Origin of the sequence: Microlunatus aurantiacus, assembly GCF_039536605.1 — a bacterium.
Lineage (GTDB): Bacteria > Actinomycetota > Actinomycetes > Propionibacteriales > Propionibacteriaceae > Microlunatus > Microlunatus aurantiacus.
Map to the genome: position 1 here is coordinate 306,117 of NZ_BAAAYX010000003.1, position 13,901 is coordinate 320,017.

Sequence of the window (13,901 nt, forward strand, 5' to 3'; positions counted from 1 at the left end):
CGTGCCTGGGCGTCGCGCGGCCTGACGATCCTTCGGTCGTGACCACTCAACCTCACAAGCGCGCGGAGTCAGCACCCTGTCCGTGTGTGGCGCCCATGCCGACGACCGCCTCCACCGCGAAGCGGGCGATCTCCTGCGGCGTCAGTCCCAGCTGCTCCAGCAGCTCGGCCCGGGTGCCGTGCTCGAGGAACTCCGGGGCGATGCCGAACTCCCGGAAGGGCACCTCGATCCCGGCGAACCGCAGCTCCTGGGACAGCCGGGAACCGCAGCCACCCACCACGCCGTTGTCCTCGATGCTGATCACCAGCTGGTGCTGGGCGGCCAGCTCGAGCAGCGCGGGGTTCACCGGCAGCGCCCAGACCGGGTCGACCACCGTCACCCCGATCCCCTGGTCGGCCAGACGGCGGCCGACGGCGACCCCCGTCCCGCACATCTGGCCGTAGGCGACCACGAGCACCCGGGGCTGCTGGTCGCTCTGCAGCAGGATGTCGACGCCCCGGTCCTCCGCGATCGCCTCCAGGTCCGCGGGCACCTGCTGGTTGGAGTAGCGGATGACCGACGGGGCGTCGTCGATGGTCAGCGCGGTGGCCAGGGCCTGCCGCAGCCGGGTGCCGTCCCGGGGGGCGGTGAGATGCAGACCCGGCACCACCTGGGTGATGGACATGTCCCACATGCCGTGGTGGCTCGCCCCGTCCGGACCGGTCACGCCGGCCCGGTCCAGCACGAAGGTCACGCCGCAGCGGTGCAGCGCCACGTCCATCAGGAGCTGGTCGAACGCCCGGTTCAAGAAGGTGGCGTAGACGGCCACCACCGGGTGCAGACCGGCCATCGCCAGACCGGCCGCCGAGGTGGTGCCGTGCTGCTCGGCGATGCCCACGTCCATCACCCGCTCGGGGAACGCTGCCGCGAAGCGGTTGAGACCGGTCGGGTGGATCATGGCGGCGCTGATGGCCACCACGCGCTCGTCGACCGCACCGAGCTTGAGGATCTCCTCGGCGAACACGTCGGTCCACTTGACCGCGCCCGGGCCACCGATGGCCACGCCCGTCTTGGCGTCGATCTTGCCGACCGCGTGGAAGCGGTCCTCCTCGTGGTTCTCCGCCGCCGAGTAGCCGTTGCCCTTGCGGGTCAGGCAGTGCACCAGCACCGGTCCCCCGAACTGCTTGGCGTGGCGCAGCGCGCGCTCGACGGCCGCCTCGTCGTGCCCGTCGACCGGACCCACGTACTTCAGTCCGAGGTCGGAGAACATGCCCTGCGGAGCGATCACGTCCTTGAGTCCGCTCTTGATGCCGTGCAGCAGGTCGTAGGCGGCGCGCCCGAACAGCGGGGCCCGGTTGACCTGCTTGCGGACCAGCTCGAGCACCTGCTCGTAGCGGGGGTTGGTGCGCAGCCCTGAGAGATGACGGGCGAGGCCGCCCACCGTCGGGGTGTAGGAGCGCCCGTTGTCGTTGACCAGGATGACCAGCGGCAGGTCGTCGTCGGCCGCGATGTTGTTGAGCGCCTCCCAGGCCATGCCGCCGGTCAAGGCGCCGTCGCCCACCAGCGCCACGACCGTGCCGGACTTGCCGGTCAGCTGCAGACCGCGGGCGATCCCGGCCGCGTACGACAGGGACGCCGACGCGTGCGAGCTCTCCACCCAGTCGTGCTCGGACTCGGCGCGGCTGGGATAGCCCGACAGCCCGCCCTTCTGCCGCAGCGTGGGGAACGCGTCCAACCGGCCCGTCAGCATCTTGTGCACGTAGCTCTGGTGACCGGTGTCGAAGATGATCGGGTCCTCCGGGGACTCGAACACCCGGTGCAGGGCGATGGTCAGCTCGACGACGCCGAGGTTGGGGCCGAGGTGCCCACCGGTCTGGCTGACCTGGTCGATCAGGAAGGCGCGGATCTCACCGGCCAGGTCGGGCAGCTCGTCGGGGCTCAGTCGACGGAGGTCGGCGGGACCGGCGACGGAGCGCAGGAGTCCGTACGGCTCGTCCTGCGAGACGCGGGTCTGCGGCGCGGGGGGCATGAACGCGAGTTTACGTGCCGGGGTGCCCCCGGACACGAACCCCGGTGAGCGGTGTCACAGGGGCATGACGAACTCCTTGCCGCGCAACGCGTCCTCGACCAGACCGACGGCGCGTCTGACCCGCAGCAGGTGGGCCGCCTGCTCGAGCCAGGCCTCCACCGCCTCGGTCACCACCTGGGGTGGCACGCTGCGGGGCAGCCCGATCCGGATCTCGGCCACCCCGTCCTGGGCGGTGGTGCACTGGCCGGCCACGAAGCGCGCGGCGAACCGGGCCAGCACCACCGGGTGCCGGCGCAGGACCGGGTAGGCGCGGAACTCGGGCGGACAGCAGTCGAGCAGGAAGGCGGTCGCCGTCCGCTCCCACCCCGGGGCCCCGGGCGGTCGCACCTGGGACGGCCAACCGGCGGGCACGTACGCCGAATCGCTCATGTGTTCGATACTAGACCAGGCGGCCTACAGTCGTCCACGTGAGTGAGGACATCGTCTGTCAGATCGTTCGTGGCGAGCTGGACGCGGCGGTGGTGCTGCGGACCGAGGAGGTGATCGGCTTCCTCGACCACCGGCCGGTGTTCAAGGGCCACGTGCTGCTCGCCCCCGTCCGCCACGTCGACACCCTGCTCGACCTCCCAACCGAGCTGATGACCCCGCTGCTGACCGCTGCCCAGCGGGTCGCCGCTGCGCTCGGCACGGAGCTGGGGTGCCAGGGGACCTTCGTGGCCATGAACAACGTGGTCAGCCAGTCCGTGCCCCATCTGCACGTGCACGTGGTGCCGCGGACCAAGGGCGACGGACTGAAGGGCTTCTTCTGGCCCCGGACCCGCTACGCCGACGGCGAGATGGACGCGTACGCGGAACGGATCCGCACGGCCCTGGCGGGCTGATCGCGGAGTGGCAGGCTGACGTGGTGCACATCGACCACGTCACCGGGCGCGAGGCGTTCGTCGACGAGCTGGCCCTGCTGCTCGAGATCGCGGGCGGGCTGGGCGAGCGCGACCTGCTCGCGGCCAGCCGCTGTCGGGGCTGGACCGTCGCGGACACGCTCACCCACGTCCACCTCGGACTCCAGGAGATGCTGCTCGGCCTCGTGTCCGCGACGGACGCCGCACCGACCGTCGACGCCGCCTCCTACTGGTCGCAGGCGCCCGCCAGCAACGACGACGAGACCAGCGACACCGATCACGTCCGGTTCGTGCGGCTGATCACCTCCGCCTACGGGCGACCCTCGGGTGGCATCCGGCACCTGGCCGTGACCGGAAGGACGGTCATGCGCGCAGCGACGAGGCTTCCAGCCACGAACCTCGACTTCCAGGGACACGTGATCGCCACCGGCGACTTCTTCGCCACCTGGGCGGTCGAGCTCGCCGTCCACCACCTCGATCTCGGTCCGGAGCTGACCCTGGCCTCCCCCACCCCCGGGTCGCGCGCTCTCACCCGGCAGACCGTCGAGGAGCTGGCCGGTGGCGCCTTCCCGCGGGACGTCCCTGAGACCGACGTGATCTTGATCGGTACGGGCCGGCTGCCCGTCCCGCCCGATGACCGGCTCGCCGGCCTGACCCTCCCGGCGTTCGGCTGATGCCGGAGCTGCCGGAGGTCGAGCGCGCCCGGTCCGCCATCGAGCACGCCGCGCTCGGACGACTCATCGCCGAGGTGGACGACACCGACACCTGGGTCTGCCGCCCGCACGCGCCCGGGGAGATCGCCGAGGCTCTGCGCGGACGCGAACTCACCGCCGCCCATCGGCAGGGCAAGTCCATGTGGTGTGAGACCTCGGGTCTGGGGCGGTCCCGTACTCCCGGACCGACGCTGGGGATCCACCTCGGGATGAGCGGCCGGATGGTGATCACCCGACCCGGCGGGACGCCGACCGAGGGCGGCGACCGACTCGCCGGACCGTACGCGAACGCCCTCGACGACCCCCGCCGCAACCCGGTCTGGGACCGGTTCACCCTCACCTTCGCCGACGGTGGGTCCCTGGCCCTGTTCGACAAGCGACGTCTGGGGCGGGTCCGGCTCGACCCCGACCTGAGTCACCTCGGGCCGGACGCACAGCTCGTCGACCGCCCCGAGTTCGTCCGCCGCGTCAGCCGCAGCACCGCACCCCTCAAGGCCCGTCTGCTCGACCAGTCGGTGATCGCCGGGGTGGGCAACCTGCTGGCCGACGAGACCCTGTGGCAGGCCAAGCTGTCTCCCCGACGACCGGCCGACGAGCTCAGCCGGACCGAGCTCAACCGGCTGCACCGCAGCCTCCGCGACGCGACCGAGGCGGCGATCGAGCACGGCGGCGTGCACACCGGTCGGATCATCGAGTTCCGCAAGGCAGGGCGGCACTGCCCGCGCTGCGGGACCGAGCTCACCGTCGCCACCGTCGGCGGCCGGACCACGTGGTGGTGCCCGAAGGAGCAGCGCTGACCTCAGCCCGCCACCCGGCCGCGACTGGCCAACCAGTCCAGGGCCGCCAGCACCCGCTGGTTGTCCTCGGGGTCGGACTCGATCCCCAGCTTGGTGAAGATCGACCGCAGGTGGGCGTCGACCGTGCGGCGGGAGATGACGAGCTCGGCGGCGATCCCGGTGTTGCTGCGCCCCGAGGCCACCAGGCCGAGCACCTCGACCTCACGCCCGGTCAGGCCGTGAAGTCGGTCCCGACTGTGCTGGACGTAGTTCTCGACCACCACGGGATCGATCGCCGTCCCACCGTCGACGACGGTGGCCAGCTGGTCGAGGAACACCCGGGTGTCGAGCACCCTGTCCTTGAGCAGGTAGCCGAAGGCCCGCACCCGGCCGCCGGTGAGGGCGGCCACCAGCGACGGCTCCACCACCTGCGACAAGATCACCACGGCGAGCTCGGGATACCGCTCACGGAGGAAGAGCACCGCCGCGGCTCCCTCGTCGGTGTAGGTCGGCGGCATCCGTACGTCGGCGATCACCAGGTCCGGGCGTCGGTCGCTGACCTCCGCCACCAGCCGTCGTCCGTCCCCCACCTGGGCGACCACCGCGTGCCCGGCCCCGGTCAGCAACCGGACCAGCCCGTCCCGCAGCAGGACCTGGTCCTCGGCGATCACGACCCGCACGGCAGGCTCGCTTCCACCACGGTGCCGGTCGGTGCTGCATCGCGCACCACCAGCAGCCCTCCGGAGGCGGCGACGCGCTCGGCCAGACCGCGCAGACCCGAGCCCAGTCGGGGATCCGCGCCGCCCGCGCCGTCGTCGCTGACCATGATCAGCAGGCGGTCCGACCCGTCCTCCTGCACCAGGACCCGGACCTGCCGAGCCTGCCCGTGCTTGATCGCGTTGCTCACCGCCTCGCTCACCACGAAGTAGCTGGTGGCCTCGATCTCCGGGGCGAACCGCCGGTCGGGCACCCGGAGGTCGACCGCTGCGGCCAGGGGGCGGACGAGATCGGTCAGGGCGCGCCGCAGCCCACCCGCCACCAACGTGCTGGGCAACCGGCCACCCGCCAGTGACCGGACGTCGTCCACGGCATCGCGCAGGGACTCCACCGTCTGCTCCACCAGCAGCCGGGCGGCCGGGTCGTCGACGTCGTGGCCGGACAGCTGCAGGTTCAGCGCGATCCCGAGCAACCGTCCCTGCAGCCCGTCGTGCAGATCCTGGCTCAGACGGATCCGTTCGGTGCGGGCGGCGTCGGCGGCCCGAGCGTGCGCGCGCTGCACGGTGGCCTCCAGCACCGCGGCGTCCAGCAGTCGGCTGCAGTCCCCCAGTCGGCGCAGTCGGCCGGCCGCCTCCGGCTGCGAGCCCACGGCCACCGCTCGCGCCGCCTCCGGCGGACCGGCCAGTCGGACGCCGGAGGCCGGCGGATCGACCGCCATCCCGGACGAGTCCACCCAGACCCCGTCGTCGGCCCGCACCAGCAGCGTCAGTCCCGGGTCGGTCACCAACCGGCGCAGGACCTGCTGGACGCTGTGCCGCTGCTCCCCGTCGGCGATGTCCCCGAGCGCTCGCAGCTCCTCGACCACCTCTGCCCCGGGATCGACCGCCCGCGCGGCCCAGCCGTGCAACGACGCCGACGCCAGACCGACCACCACGGTGAGGGCGATGCCGATCACCAGGGCGGGCTGGGAGCCCAGGCCGGCCTCGGTGGCCGCCAACGCGACACCGGTGGCGAGCAGGGTCGTGGCCGCCACCAGCAGCACCGCCAGCAGGCGCACGATCACCGGCGTACGCAGCAGCCACGATCCCTCCGACCCGGTCGCCGCCAGGGCCAGCGCGGCGGTGACCGTGGTGCCGAGCGAGAACCCGACCATCAGGGCCGTGACCGAGGCGTCAGTGCTCAGACCCTGCGCCTGAGCGGCCGCGCCGAGGGTCATGCACCAGGCGATGATCACCACCGGCACCACCGAGGACAGCGCGGCGACGATCGCTCGACGGCGGACGTCCCCGCTCGTCCCCCGGACGCTCGACCAGGTGGCGAAGGGCGCGAGCAGGAACGATCCCAGCCAGAGCACGGTGCCGCCGACCGCGAGCACGCTCGACCCCGAAGCGTCGTTCAGCGCCAGGGCGGTGGCGATGGTTCCCAGCACGGCGACGCCGATGATCATGGTCAGCCACCCCCGCCGGGAACGCCCGGTGACCTGCTGACCGGCCAGCACCGGGAGGAGCTGGATCGACACCAGCGGGATGACGTGGCCGGCGGCGGCCAGCACGCTGATGACCGGTCCACCGATCTCGGCGGCGGACAGACTCAGCGTCGTGGGATAGACCAGAACCGTCACTCCGAGCAGCCCCGTGGTCGCTCGTACAGCCGTCCGGCGGGGTCCGCCCGGCAGGGCGGCGGCGATCAGGATGCCCGCCCCGGCCAGCGCCATGATCACCCGAATGACCCGGCCGAGCACGAAGTCGGTCAGCCTCCAGGGCAGACCAACGGCGAGGCCGACGACCACCAGTCCGAGACCGGCCACCGCCGTGGCCGCGGCCAGCCACACCCGCGTCGAGGTCCGCACCTGATCATGGTCGCCGATGGCTGCGCCACATGGAATAGGCGATCGTGCCGATGTGGGCGGCCGGCCGGCTCTCCTACCGTCGAGCCATGACCATGACCGTCGGCGGCGCCAGCGCCGCGTCCACCACCGCCCCCGCCCCGCTCGGACGTCGGCTCGCGCTCCTCGGTGCGGTCTTCGTCGTCTGCGTGGGTCTCCCGTTCCTGTTCCTCAGCGAGGACGGTCCGCGCTGGTACCACCTCGTCTTCCACCTGCTCGGCATCGCGCTGTGCGCCGGTGGGGTGGTGGCGCTCCGCGGGGTGCGCCGGGCCGCCGTCAGCCGGGCGCTGCGGGTGATGACCTGGGTGAGCACCGTGGCCATGACCGGGTGGGTGATCGGTCACCTCGGCGAGCTCGCCACGGTCCTCACCCACGGGGGCGCCCACGCCGACCACGATCTCTTCCAGCACCCCGTCCACCTGTTCTTCGCCACCATCGCGGTGCCGTCCTGGGCGGCGACGGTGCTCTCCCTGCTCGTGCTGCTGATCACCGCGGGGGTCCAGGCGATCATCCGGCGGGTCAGGCGCTGACCTGCTCCCGGTTGCCCTCGGCGGTGCGACGGCAGATCTCGTCCCACGGGCTCGGCGCCAGTCCGAGGACGTCCTGCGTCCGGGAGGAGTCGAGCACGTACGGCCGCTTCCACATGTAGGAGAGCTCGGCGACCTCACGCATCTGCCCGTTGATCAGGGCGAGTCCGCTCAGCACCGGCCGGGGAAGCGACCGGACGGCCACGGGAGCGTTCCCACCGGCGGCCAGCACCTCGGTCAGCGCCTCGCACTGGGTGCGGGGCGCATTGGTCGGGGCGTGCCAGACCTGACCCCAGACCTCCGGATCGTCAGCGACGGCGACCAGCGTCCGCGCCATGTCCAGCACGTCGGTCCAGCTGTGCGGCAGATCGGGCCTGCCGATCACCCAGGCGGTCTTGCCCTTGGTCGCCGTGGGCAGGTGCCGGGTGATGTGTCCGTTGGCGCCGACGCCGGCCCCCACGTAGTCGGCGCCCCGCACCTCGACCGCGTGCAGCCGACCGGCGTCGTGCCGGGACTTCGCCTCGGCCCACATGCCCGCCCGCAGGCGCCCCTTGTGGTCGGTGGCCGCGTCCGGCTGGCCCTCGACCATCGGTGCGTCGGTCGGACCGTACGGGTAGAGGCAGGACGCGGTGACCAGGGTCGCGCCGGTGCCCTCTGCAGCGGTCAGCAGGCTCTCGGCCAGCGGCGGCCAGATCTCCTCCCAGACGGTGTAGTCGGTGGGGTTGGCGCAGTTGAACAGGGCTGCGGCACCCTCGGTCAGCCGGGTCAGGGCCGCGGCATCCGAGGCGTCGGCGGCCACGGACTCGACGCCGTCGAGCTGTACGCGACCCGAGCGGGTCACCAGCCGGACCTGATCGCCGCGGTCCCGCAGCAGCTCGGCGGTGTGCCGTCCGATCGGTCCGGCTCCGACGATCACGTAGGTCTTGGTCATCTCGACTCCTTGAAAGTGTGAGCAGTGCTCTCGTTTCCACCAGCATGCGCCCGCTCGGTCCCGAAGTCAAGAGCAGTGCTCTTGTTTTGTTGCACCGTTCTCGTTCGACTGGCAGACTGGATCCGTGCCCACCTCTGCCCCCCTCACCGCCCGCGCAGTCGCCCGACGAGAGCTGACCGCCGCGATCGTGGCCAGCGCCCGCCGCCAGCTCGCCGAGATCGGTCCGGCCCAGCTGTCGGTGCGTGCGGTCGCCCGCGATCTCGGCATGGCGTCGTCAGCGGTCTACCGCTACTTCCCGTCTCGCGACGAGCTGCTGACCGAGCTGCTGGTCATCCTCTACGGCGAGCTCGGCGACCTGGTCGACGCGGCCGACGCGGCCTGCGAGCCCACGGACCTGACGGGTCGCTGGCGTGCGCTGGGCTCGGCCCTGCGCGCCTGGGCGGTCGCCGCCCCCCACGAGTACGCGTTCCTCTACGGCTCACCCGTCCCCGGGTACGCCGCTCCCGAGGCCACCATCACGCCGTCGGCCCGGGTGACGGGGGTGCTGATCGGCCTGGCCCTCGATCTCGACGCCCCCGGTCCGCGGACGAGCACGTTCGACGACTTCCGTGCGCTCGCCGGCGACCTCTCCGACGAGGCGGCCCTGCGGGCGATCACGGCCTGGGGCGGTCTGCTGGGAGCGATCAGCCTGGAGCTCTTCGGCCACCTGACCAACGCGGTGACCGACTACGACGCCCACTTCGCGCTGGTGCTGGACCGGCTCGACCCGACCAGCTGACCCCCAACGCGGATCTGCTCGGGTTCGTCGGTCTTGCTCGGTCTGTAGATCGAGCAGAACCGACAATCCCGAGCAGATCCGTGGGTGTCGCTGGTATCGCTGGTACGGAGGCTTACTTCTTCAGCAGCGACCGGAGCACGTACTGCATGATCCCGCCGTTGCGGTAGTAGTCGGCCTCACCGGGGGTGTCGATCCGGACCACCGCGTCGAAGCTGATGTCACCGGCGGTGACCTTGACCGTCTTCGGGGTGGTCCCGTTGTTGAGCTCGGTGACCCCGGTGAACTGGAAGGTCTCCTCCCCCGTCAGCCCCAGCGACTCGGCGTTCTGGCCCTCCGGGTACTGCAGCGGGAGGACGCCCATGCCGATCAGGTTGGACCGGTGGATCCGCTCGTAGGACTCCGCGATCACGGCCTTGACGCCGAGCAGCGCGGTGCCCTTGGCGGCCCAGTCGCGCGAGGACCCCGACCCGTATTCCTTGCCGGCCAGCACGACCAGCGGGATACCGGCGGCGATGTAGTTCTCCGACGCCTCGTAGACGCTGGTCACCGGGCCGCCGTCGACGGTGAAGTCCCGGCTGAAGCCGCCCTCGGTGCCGGGAGCCAGCTGGTTGCGCAGCCGGATGTTGGCGAAGGTGCCGCGGATCATCACCTCGTGGTTGCCTCGGCGCGAGCCGTACGAGTTGAAGTCCCGCCGCTCCACGCCGTGCTCGGACAGGTACGTGCCCGCCGGACCGTCGGCCTTGATCGCCCCGGCCGGGGAGATGTGGTCGGTGGTGATCGAGTCGCCGAGCTTGAGCAGGACCCGCGCGTCGGCGATGTCGACGACCGGCTGCGGATCGGCCGGCATTCCCTCGAAGTACGGGGGCTTGCGCACGTAGGTGGACTCGGCGTCCCACTCGAAGGTGTCGCCCTCGGGCGTCGGCAGCGACTGCCACTGCTGGTCGCCGGCGAACACGTCGGCGTAGGAGTCGGTGAACATCTCGGCCCCGATGGAGGACGCCACGATCTCGTCGATCTCGGCCTCGGTCGGCCAGACGTCCTTCAGGTACACGGGATTCCCGGACTCGTCGTGACCCAGCGGCTCGGTGGTGATGTCGATGTCCATCGAGCCGGCGAGCGCGTACGCCACGACCAGCGGCGGGGAGGCCAGGTAGTTCATCTTGATGTCGGGGTTGATGCGTCCCTCGAAGTTCCGGTTGCCCGAGAGCACCGAGACGACGGCCAGATCGTTCTCCTGGACCGCCTGGCTGACCTCGGGGATCAGCGGGCCGGAGTTGCCGATGCAGGTGGTGCAGCCGTAGCCGACCAGGTTGAAGCCGAGCTTGTCCAGGTAGGGCGTCAGACCCGAGCGGTCGTAGTAGTCGCTGACCACCTTCGACCCGGGCGCCAGCGTCGTCTTGACCCAGGGCTTGCGGGTCAGACCCCGCTCCACCGCCTTCTTCGCCACCAGGGCGGCGCCGATCATCACGCTCGGGTTGGACGTGTTGGTGCACGAGGTGATGGCGGCGATGGTGACCGCACCGTGGTCGATCTCGACCTCCGCACCGTCCAGGGTGAGCTTCGTCTTCTTCGACGGGCGGCCGATGTCAGTGGGCACGTCCTCGCCGTACTCGTGCGGCTCGCTGTTGCCGTTGCCCCCCGAGCCGGTCGGCGAGTCCGAGGCGGGGAAGGACTCCGCCACCGACTCGTCGTAGCCCTTGAGGTCGTCGGCGCCGACGTAGTCGCGCAGTGCCTCGCGGAAGCCCTGCTTGGCGTGGGCCAGGATGACGCGGTCCTGCGGACGCTTCGGACCGGCGATGCTCGGCACGATGCTCGACAGGTCGAGCTCGAGGTACTCGGAGTAGCGCGGCTCACGATCGTCGTCGTGCCACAGCCCCTGCTCCTTCGCGTACGACTCGACGAGGGCGATCTGGTCCTCGGAGCGGCCGGTCAGGCGCAGGTAGTCGGTGGTCTTGGAGTCGATCGGGAAGACGGCGATGGTGGAGCCGTACTCCGGGCTCATGTTGCCGATGGTGGCGCGGTTGGCCAGCGGCACCTGCGAGACACCCGGCCCGTAGAACTCGACGAACTTGCCGACCACCTTGTGCTGACGCAGCATCTCGGTGATCGTCAGCACCAGGTCGGTGGCCGTGGCACCCTCGGGCAGCGCGCCGGACAGCTTGAAGCCGACCACGCGGGGGATGAGCATCGAGACGGGCTGGCCCAGCATGGCCGCCTCGGCCTCGATGCCGCCGACGCCCCAGCCGACCACGCCCAGGCCGTTGACCATGGTGGTGTGGGAGTCCGTGCCCACGCACGTGTCGGGGTAGGCGTACGTGACACCGTCCACGGTGCGCGGGAAGATCACCCGGGCCAGGTGCTCGATGTTGACCTGGTGCACGATGCCGGTGCCGGGCGGGACGACCTTGAAGTCGTCGAAGGCGGTCTGGCCCCAGCGGAGGAACTGGTAGCGCTCGCGGTTGCGGCCGTACTCGATCTCGACGTTCTTCACGAAGGCGTCGGCGGTGCCGAACACATCGGCGATGACGGAGTGGTCGATGACCATCTCGGCCGGAGCCAGCGGGTTGATCTTGCTCGGGTCGCCGCCCATGTCGGCCATCGCCTCGCGCATGGTGGCCAGGTCGACGACGCAGGGAACGCCGGTGAAGTCCTGCATGATCACCCGGGCGGGGGTGAACTGGATCTCCTTGTTCGGCTGCGAGGAGGGATCCCAGGCGGCGAGCGCACGGATGTCGTCGGCGGTGATGTTCGCGCCGTCCTCGGTGCGGAGCAGGTTCTCCAACAGGATCTTGAGGCTGTACGGCAGCGTCTCCTGCCCCTCGACGGCGTCGAGCCGGAAGATCTCGTACGCCGCGTCGCCGACCTGGAGGGTGGCTCGCGAACCGAAGCTGTTGACACTCATTGCGTCTCCATGGGGGTCGATGGAAAAGTATCTTGACGTCAAGATATCACGCTGGTTCTTCAGGTCGCACTCTAGCCAGGACGGCAGGCGGCGAGCACCACGGGATCGGCGCAACCGTCCACGAAGCCATCGATCCGCCGGTCGATCTCGCGCTGCAGGAGCACCGCGCCGATCCGCTCGGCCACCGGCGCCAGCCGCGCCGGCCGACAGGTGAAGTTGTAGCGCCAGCGCGCCAGGGTGTGCCCGGGTCGGTCCGGCGCGGGCGCGAACCGCCAGCCACCCCCCATCGAGGCGAAGAACCACGGCCCGGACTCCATCGTGAAGCCGACGGAGGTGGGAGGGCGGAAGGACACGTACCGGCTGACCATCCGTAGCCCGAACCGCTGCTCGGTCAGCGTGCGGACGCCCTTGGCCGGAGCGGTGGCGCCGTCGAGGTGGCGCTGGGCGGTGATGAACCGGTCCCAGCGGAGCCGGATCGCGCCGCTGGTCTGGGAGACCGCGAACGCGGTGGCGGGGTCGACCGGAACGATCCGCAGGGCCTCGACGACCGGCATCCGGCCTCAGCTCGCGCCGGTGGTGGGTTCGAGGATGACGACCGCCTCCACGTGGTGGGTCATCGGGAACAGGTCGAACGCGCGGATGGTGGTGGGCCGGTAGCCGCTCCGGGCGGCGCGGGCCACGTCCCGGGCCAGGGCGGCCGGATCGCAGGCCACGTACGCGATGGCGCGGGGCCGTCGGGAGACCACGGCGTCGACGACGTCCTTGCCGGCACCGGTCCGCGGCGGGTCGAGGACCACGAGATCGGTGCGCTTGGGCAGCGTACGGAGCGCCCGCTCCACCTTGCCGGCGGTGAACTTCGCGCCGGGCACGTTGCCCCGGGCGTACCCGATCGCCCGGCGGTCCCACTCCACGCCCCACGCTCGTACGCCGGCGTCGACCAACGCGCCGGTGAACAGCCCGACCCCGCAGTACAGGTCGAACGCCCGCTCCCCCGGCTCCGGGTGAAGACCCTCCAGCACCGCCCGGACGAGGGTGTCGGCTGCACCCGGGTGGACCTGCCAGAAGCCGTCGACCGCCAGCCGCCACTCCCGCCCCGCCGCGTGCTCCACGATCTCCGCGTCGTCGGACGCGGTCGTCGCCCCGACGACCACCGGAGCTGACACCTCGGTGAGGGCGAGGAGCTCGCCCCCCGGCGTCCAGGCCCGGTCGACCACGCTCGGGGTGGCCGGATGGGCGATCGGGCAGCCGCCGGCGGGCAGCGGCTGGATCTCGTGGCTGCGGTGCCGGCGCAGACCAGCCCGACCCTGCTCGTCCACGTGGTAGCGCATCCGGGTCCGCCACCCCAGACCGTCCTCGGTGCCGGGGCTGGCCACCGGCTCGACCTCGCCGTCCCAGGGGACGCCGGCCAGGCGGTCCAGCTGCTCGGCCAGCACCTGCGCCTTGAGCCGCCGCTGCCCGGGGAGGCTGACGTGCTGGAAGTCGCATCCCCCGCACTTCCCCGGCCCCGACACCGGGCAGCGCGAGGTCACCCGGTCCGGGCTGGGCTCGAGGATGTCGACCGCGTCGGCCCGCCAGAAGCTGTCGTGGGTGGTGTCGGTCACCGCGATGGTGACCCGCTCGCCGGGCAGCGCGTGCCGGACGAACACCACCCGCCCATCCAGCCGGGCGACGCAGTGCCCGCCGTGGGCGACCGGGCCGACCTCGACCGTGGCGCCGTCGGACTCCTGGAGGTGGGTGGTCATCCCGCCACCGTACGCAAGTCTCG

General features: G+C 71.5%; 13 protein-coding genes. 5 read left to right on the forward strand and 8 right to left on the reverse strand.

Features of this window, described 5'->3' with window-relative positions:
- Nucleotides 1–52: 52 nt before the first annotated feature.
- The gene (gene dxs / locus ABD714_RS07005; protein WP_344811584.1) at nt 53–2,008 is read right to left on the reverse strand and encodes a 1-deoxy-D-xylulose-5-phosphate synthase; all 1,956 of its coding nucleotides are present in this window, start codon (nt 2,006–2,008) and stop codon (nt 53–55) included.
- Between the two features lie 54 nt (nt 2,009–2,062).
- Nucleotides 2,063–2,437, reverse strand: a complete 375-nt coding sequence (locus tag ABD714_RS07010) for a hypothetical protein (protein WP_344811585.1) — start codon at nt 2,435–2,437, stop codon at nt 2,063–2,065.
- A gap of 38 nt (nt 2,438–2,475) precedes the next feature.
- Here ABD714_RS07010 and ABD714_RS07015 point away from each other — a divergent pair, with 38 nt between their 5' ends.
- Genes ABD714_RS07015 through ABD714_RS07025 form a run of 3 tightly spaced genes read left to right on the forward strand, consistent with a single transcriptional unit; the run spans nt 2,476 to nt 4,417 of the window.
- Nucleotides 2,476–2,889, forward strand: coding sequence for an HIT family protein (locus ABD714_RS07015; protein ID WP_344811586.1), 414 nt, complete (start codon nt 2,476–2,478; stop codon nt 2,887–2,889).
- Between the two features lie 23 nt (nt 2,890–2,912).
- Nucleotides 2,913–3,581, forward strand: coding sequence for a maleylpyruvate isomerase N-terminal domain-containing protein (locus tag ABD714_RS07020; RefSeq protein ID WP_344811587.1), 669 nt, complete (start codon nt 2,913–2,915; stop codon nt 3,579–3,581).
- Nucleotides 3,581–4,417, forward strand: a complete 837-nt coding sequence (locus ABD714_RS07025; protein WP_344811588.1) for an Fpg/Nei family DNA glycosylase — start codon at nt 3,581–3,583, stop codon at nt 4,415–4,417. Before ABD714_RS07020 ends, ABD714_RS07025 begins: the two co-directional genes overlap by 1 nt.
- Nucleotides 4,418–4,419: 2 nt before the next feature.
- Here ABD714_RS07025 and ABD714_RS07030 read toward each other — a convergent pair whose 3' ends face one another.
- Complete coding sequence (locus ABD714_RS07030; protein ID WP_344811589.1) at nt 4,420–5,067, reverse strand: response regulator transcription factor; 648 nt, start codon at nt 5,065–5,067, stop codon at nt 4,420–4,422.
- Nucleotides 5,064–6,962 (reverse strand): sensor histidine kinase, encoded by a 1,899-nt coding sequence (locus tag ABD714_RS07035; RefSeq protein ID WP_344811590.1) that lies wholly within the window; start codon nt 6,960–6,962, stop codon nt 5,064–5,066. The genes ABD714_RS07030 and ABD714_RS07035 overlap by 4 nt, the downstream gene beginning before the upstream one ends.
- An 86-nt stretch (nt 6,963–7,048) precedes the next feature.
- Here ABD714_RS07035 and ABD714_RS07040 point away from each other — a divergent pair, with 86 nt between their 5' ends.
- Nucleotides 7,049–7,528: a hypothetical protein gene (locus ABD714_RS07040; RefSeq protein WP_344811591.1), complete on the forward strand. Its 480-nt coding sequence runs from the start codon at nt 7,049–7,051 to the stop codon at nt 7,526–7,528.
- Here the strand turns inward: ABD714_RS07040 and ABD714_RS07045 are convergent.
- Nucleotides 7,518–8,456: an NAD-dependent epimerase/dehydratase family protein gene (locus ABD714_RS07045; RefSeq protein ID WP_344811592.1), complete on the reverse strand. Its 939-nt coding sequence runs from the start codon at nt 8,454–8,456 to the stop codon at nt 7,518–7,520. The genes ABD714_RS07040 and ABD714_RS07045 overlap by 11 nt on opposite strands.
- Before the next feature lie 124 nt (nt 8,457–8,580).
- Here ABD714_RS07045 and ABD714_RS07050 point away from each other — a divergent pair, with 124 nt between their 5' ends.
- Complete coding sequence (locus tag ABD714_RS07050) at nt 8,581–9,234, forward strand: TetR/AcrR family transcriptional regulator (RefSeq protein ID WP_344811593.1); 654 nt, start codon at nt 8,581–8,583, stop codon at nt 9,232–9,234.
- Between the two features lie 112 nt (nt 9,235–9,346).
- On the opposite strand, the gene acnA is transcribed toward ABD714_RS07050, so the two are convergent.
- The 3 genes from acnA to ABD714_RS07065 all read right to left on the reverse strand — a co-directional run bounded on the left by acnA (nt 9,347) and on the right by ABD714_RS07065 (nt 13,878).
- A complete protein-coding gene (gene acnA, locus ABD714_RS07055; protein WP_344811594.1) occupies nt 9,347–12,136 on the reverse strand; it encodes an aconitate hydratase in 2,790 nt (929 codons plus the stop codon).
- Nucleotides 12,137–12,207: 71 nt separating this feature from the next.
- Nucleotides 12,208–12,690, reverse strand: a complete 483-nt coding sequence (locus ABD714_RS07060; RefSeq protein WP_344811595.1) for an SRPBCC family protein — start codon at nt 12,688–12,690, stop codon at nt 12,208–12,210.
- Between the two features lie 6 nt (nt 12,691–12,696).
- Entirely contained in the window at nt 12,697–13,878 is a 1,182-nt protein-coding gene (locus tag ABD714_RS07065) for a class I SAM-dependent RNA methyltransferase (RefSeq protein WP_344811596.1), read from the reverse strand.
- Between the last annotated feature and the right edge of the window lie 23 nt (nt 13,879–13,901).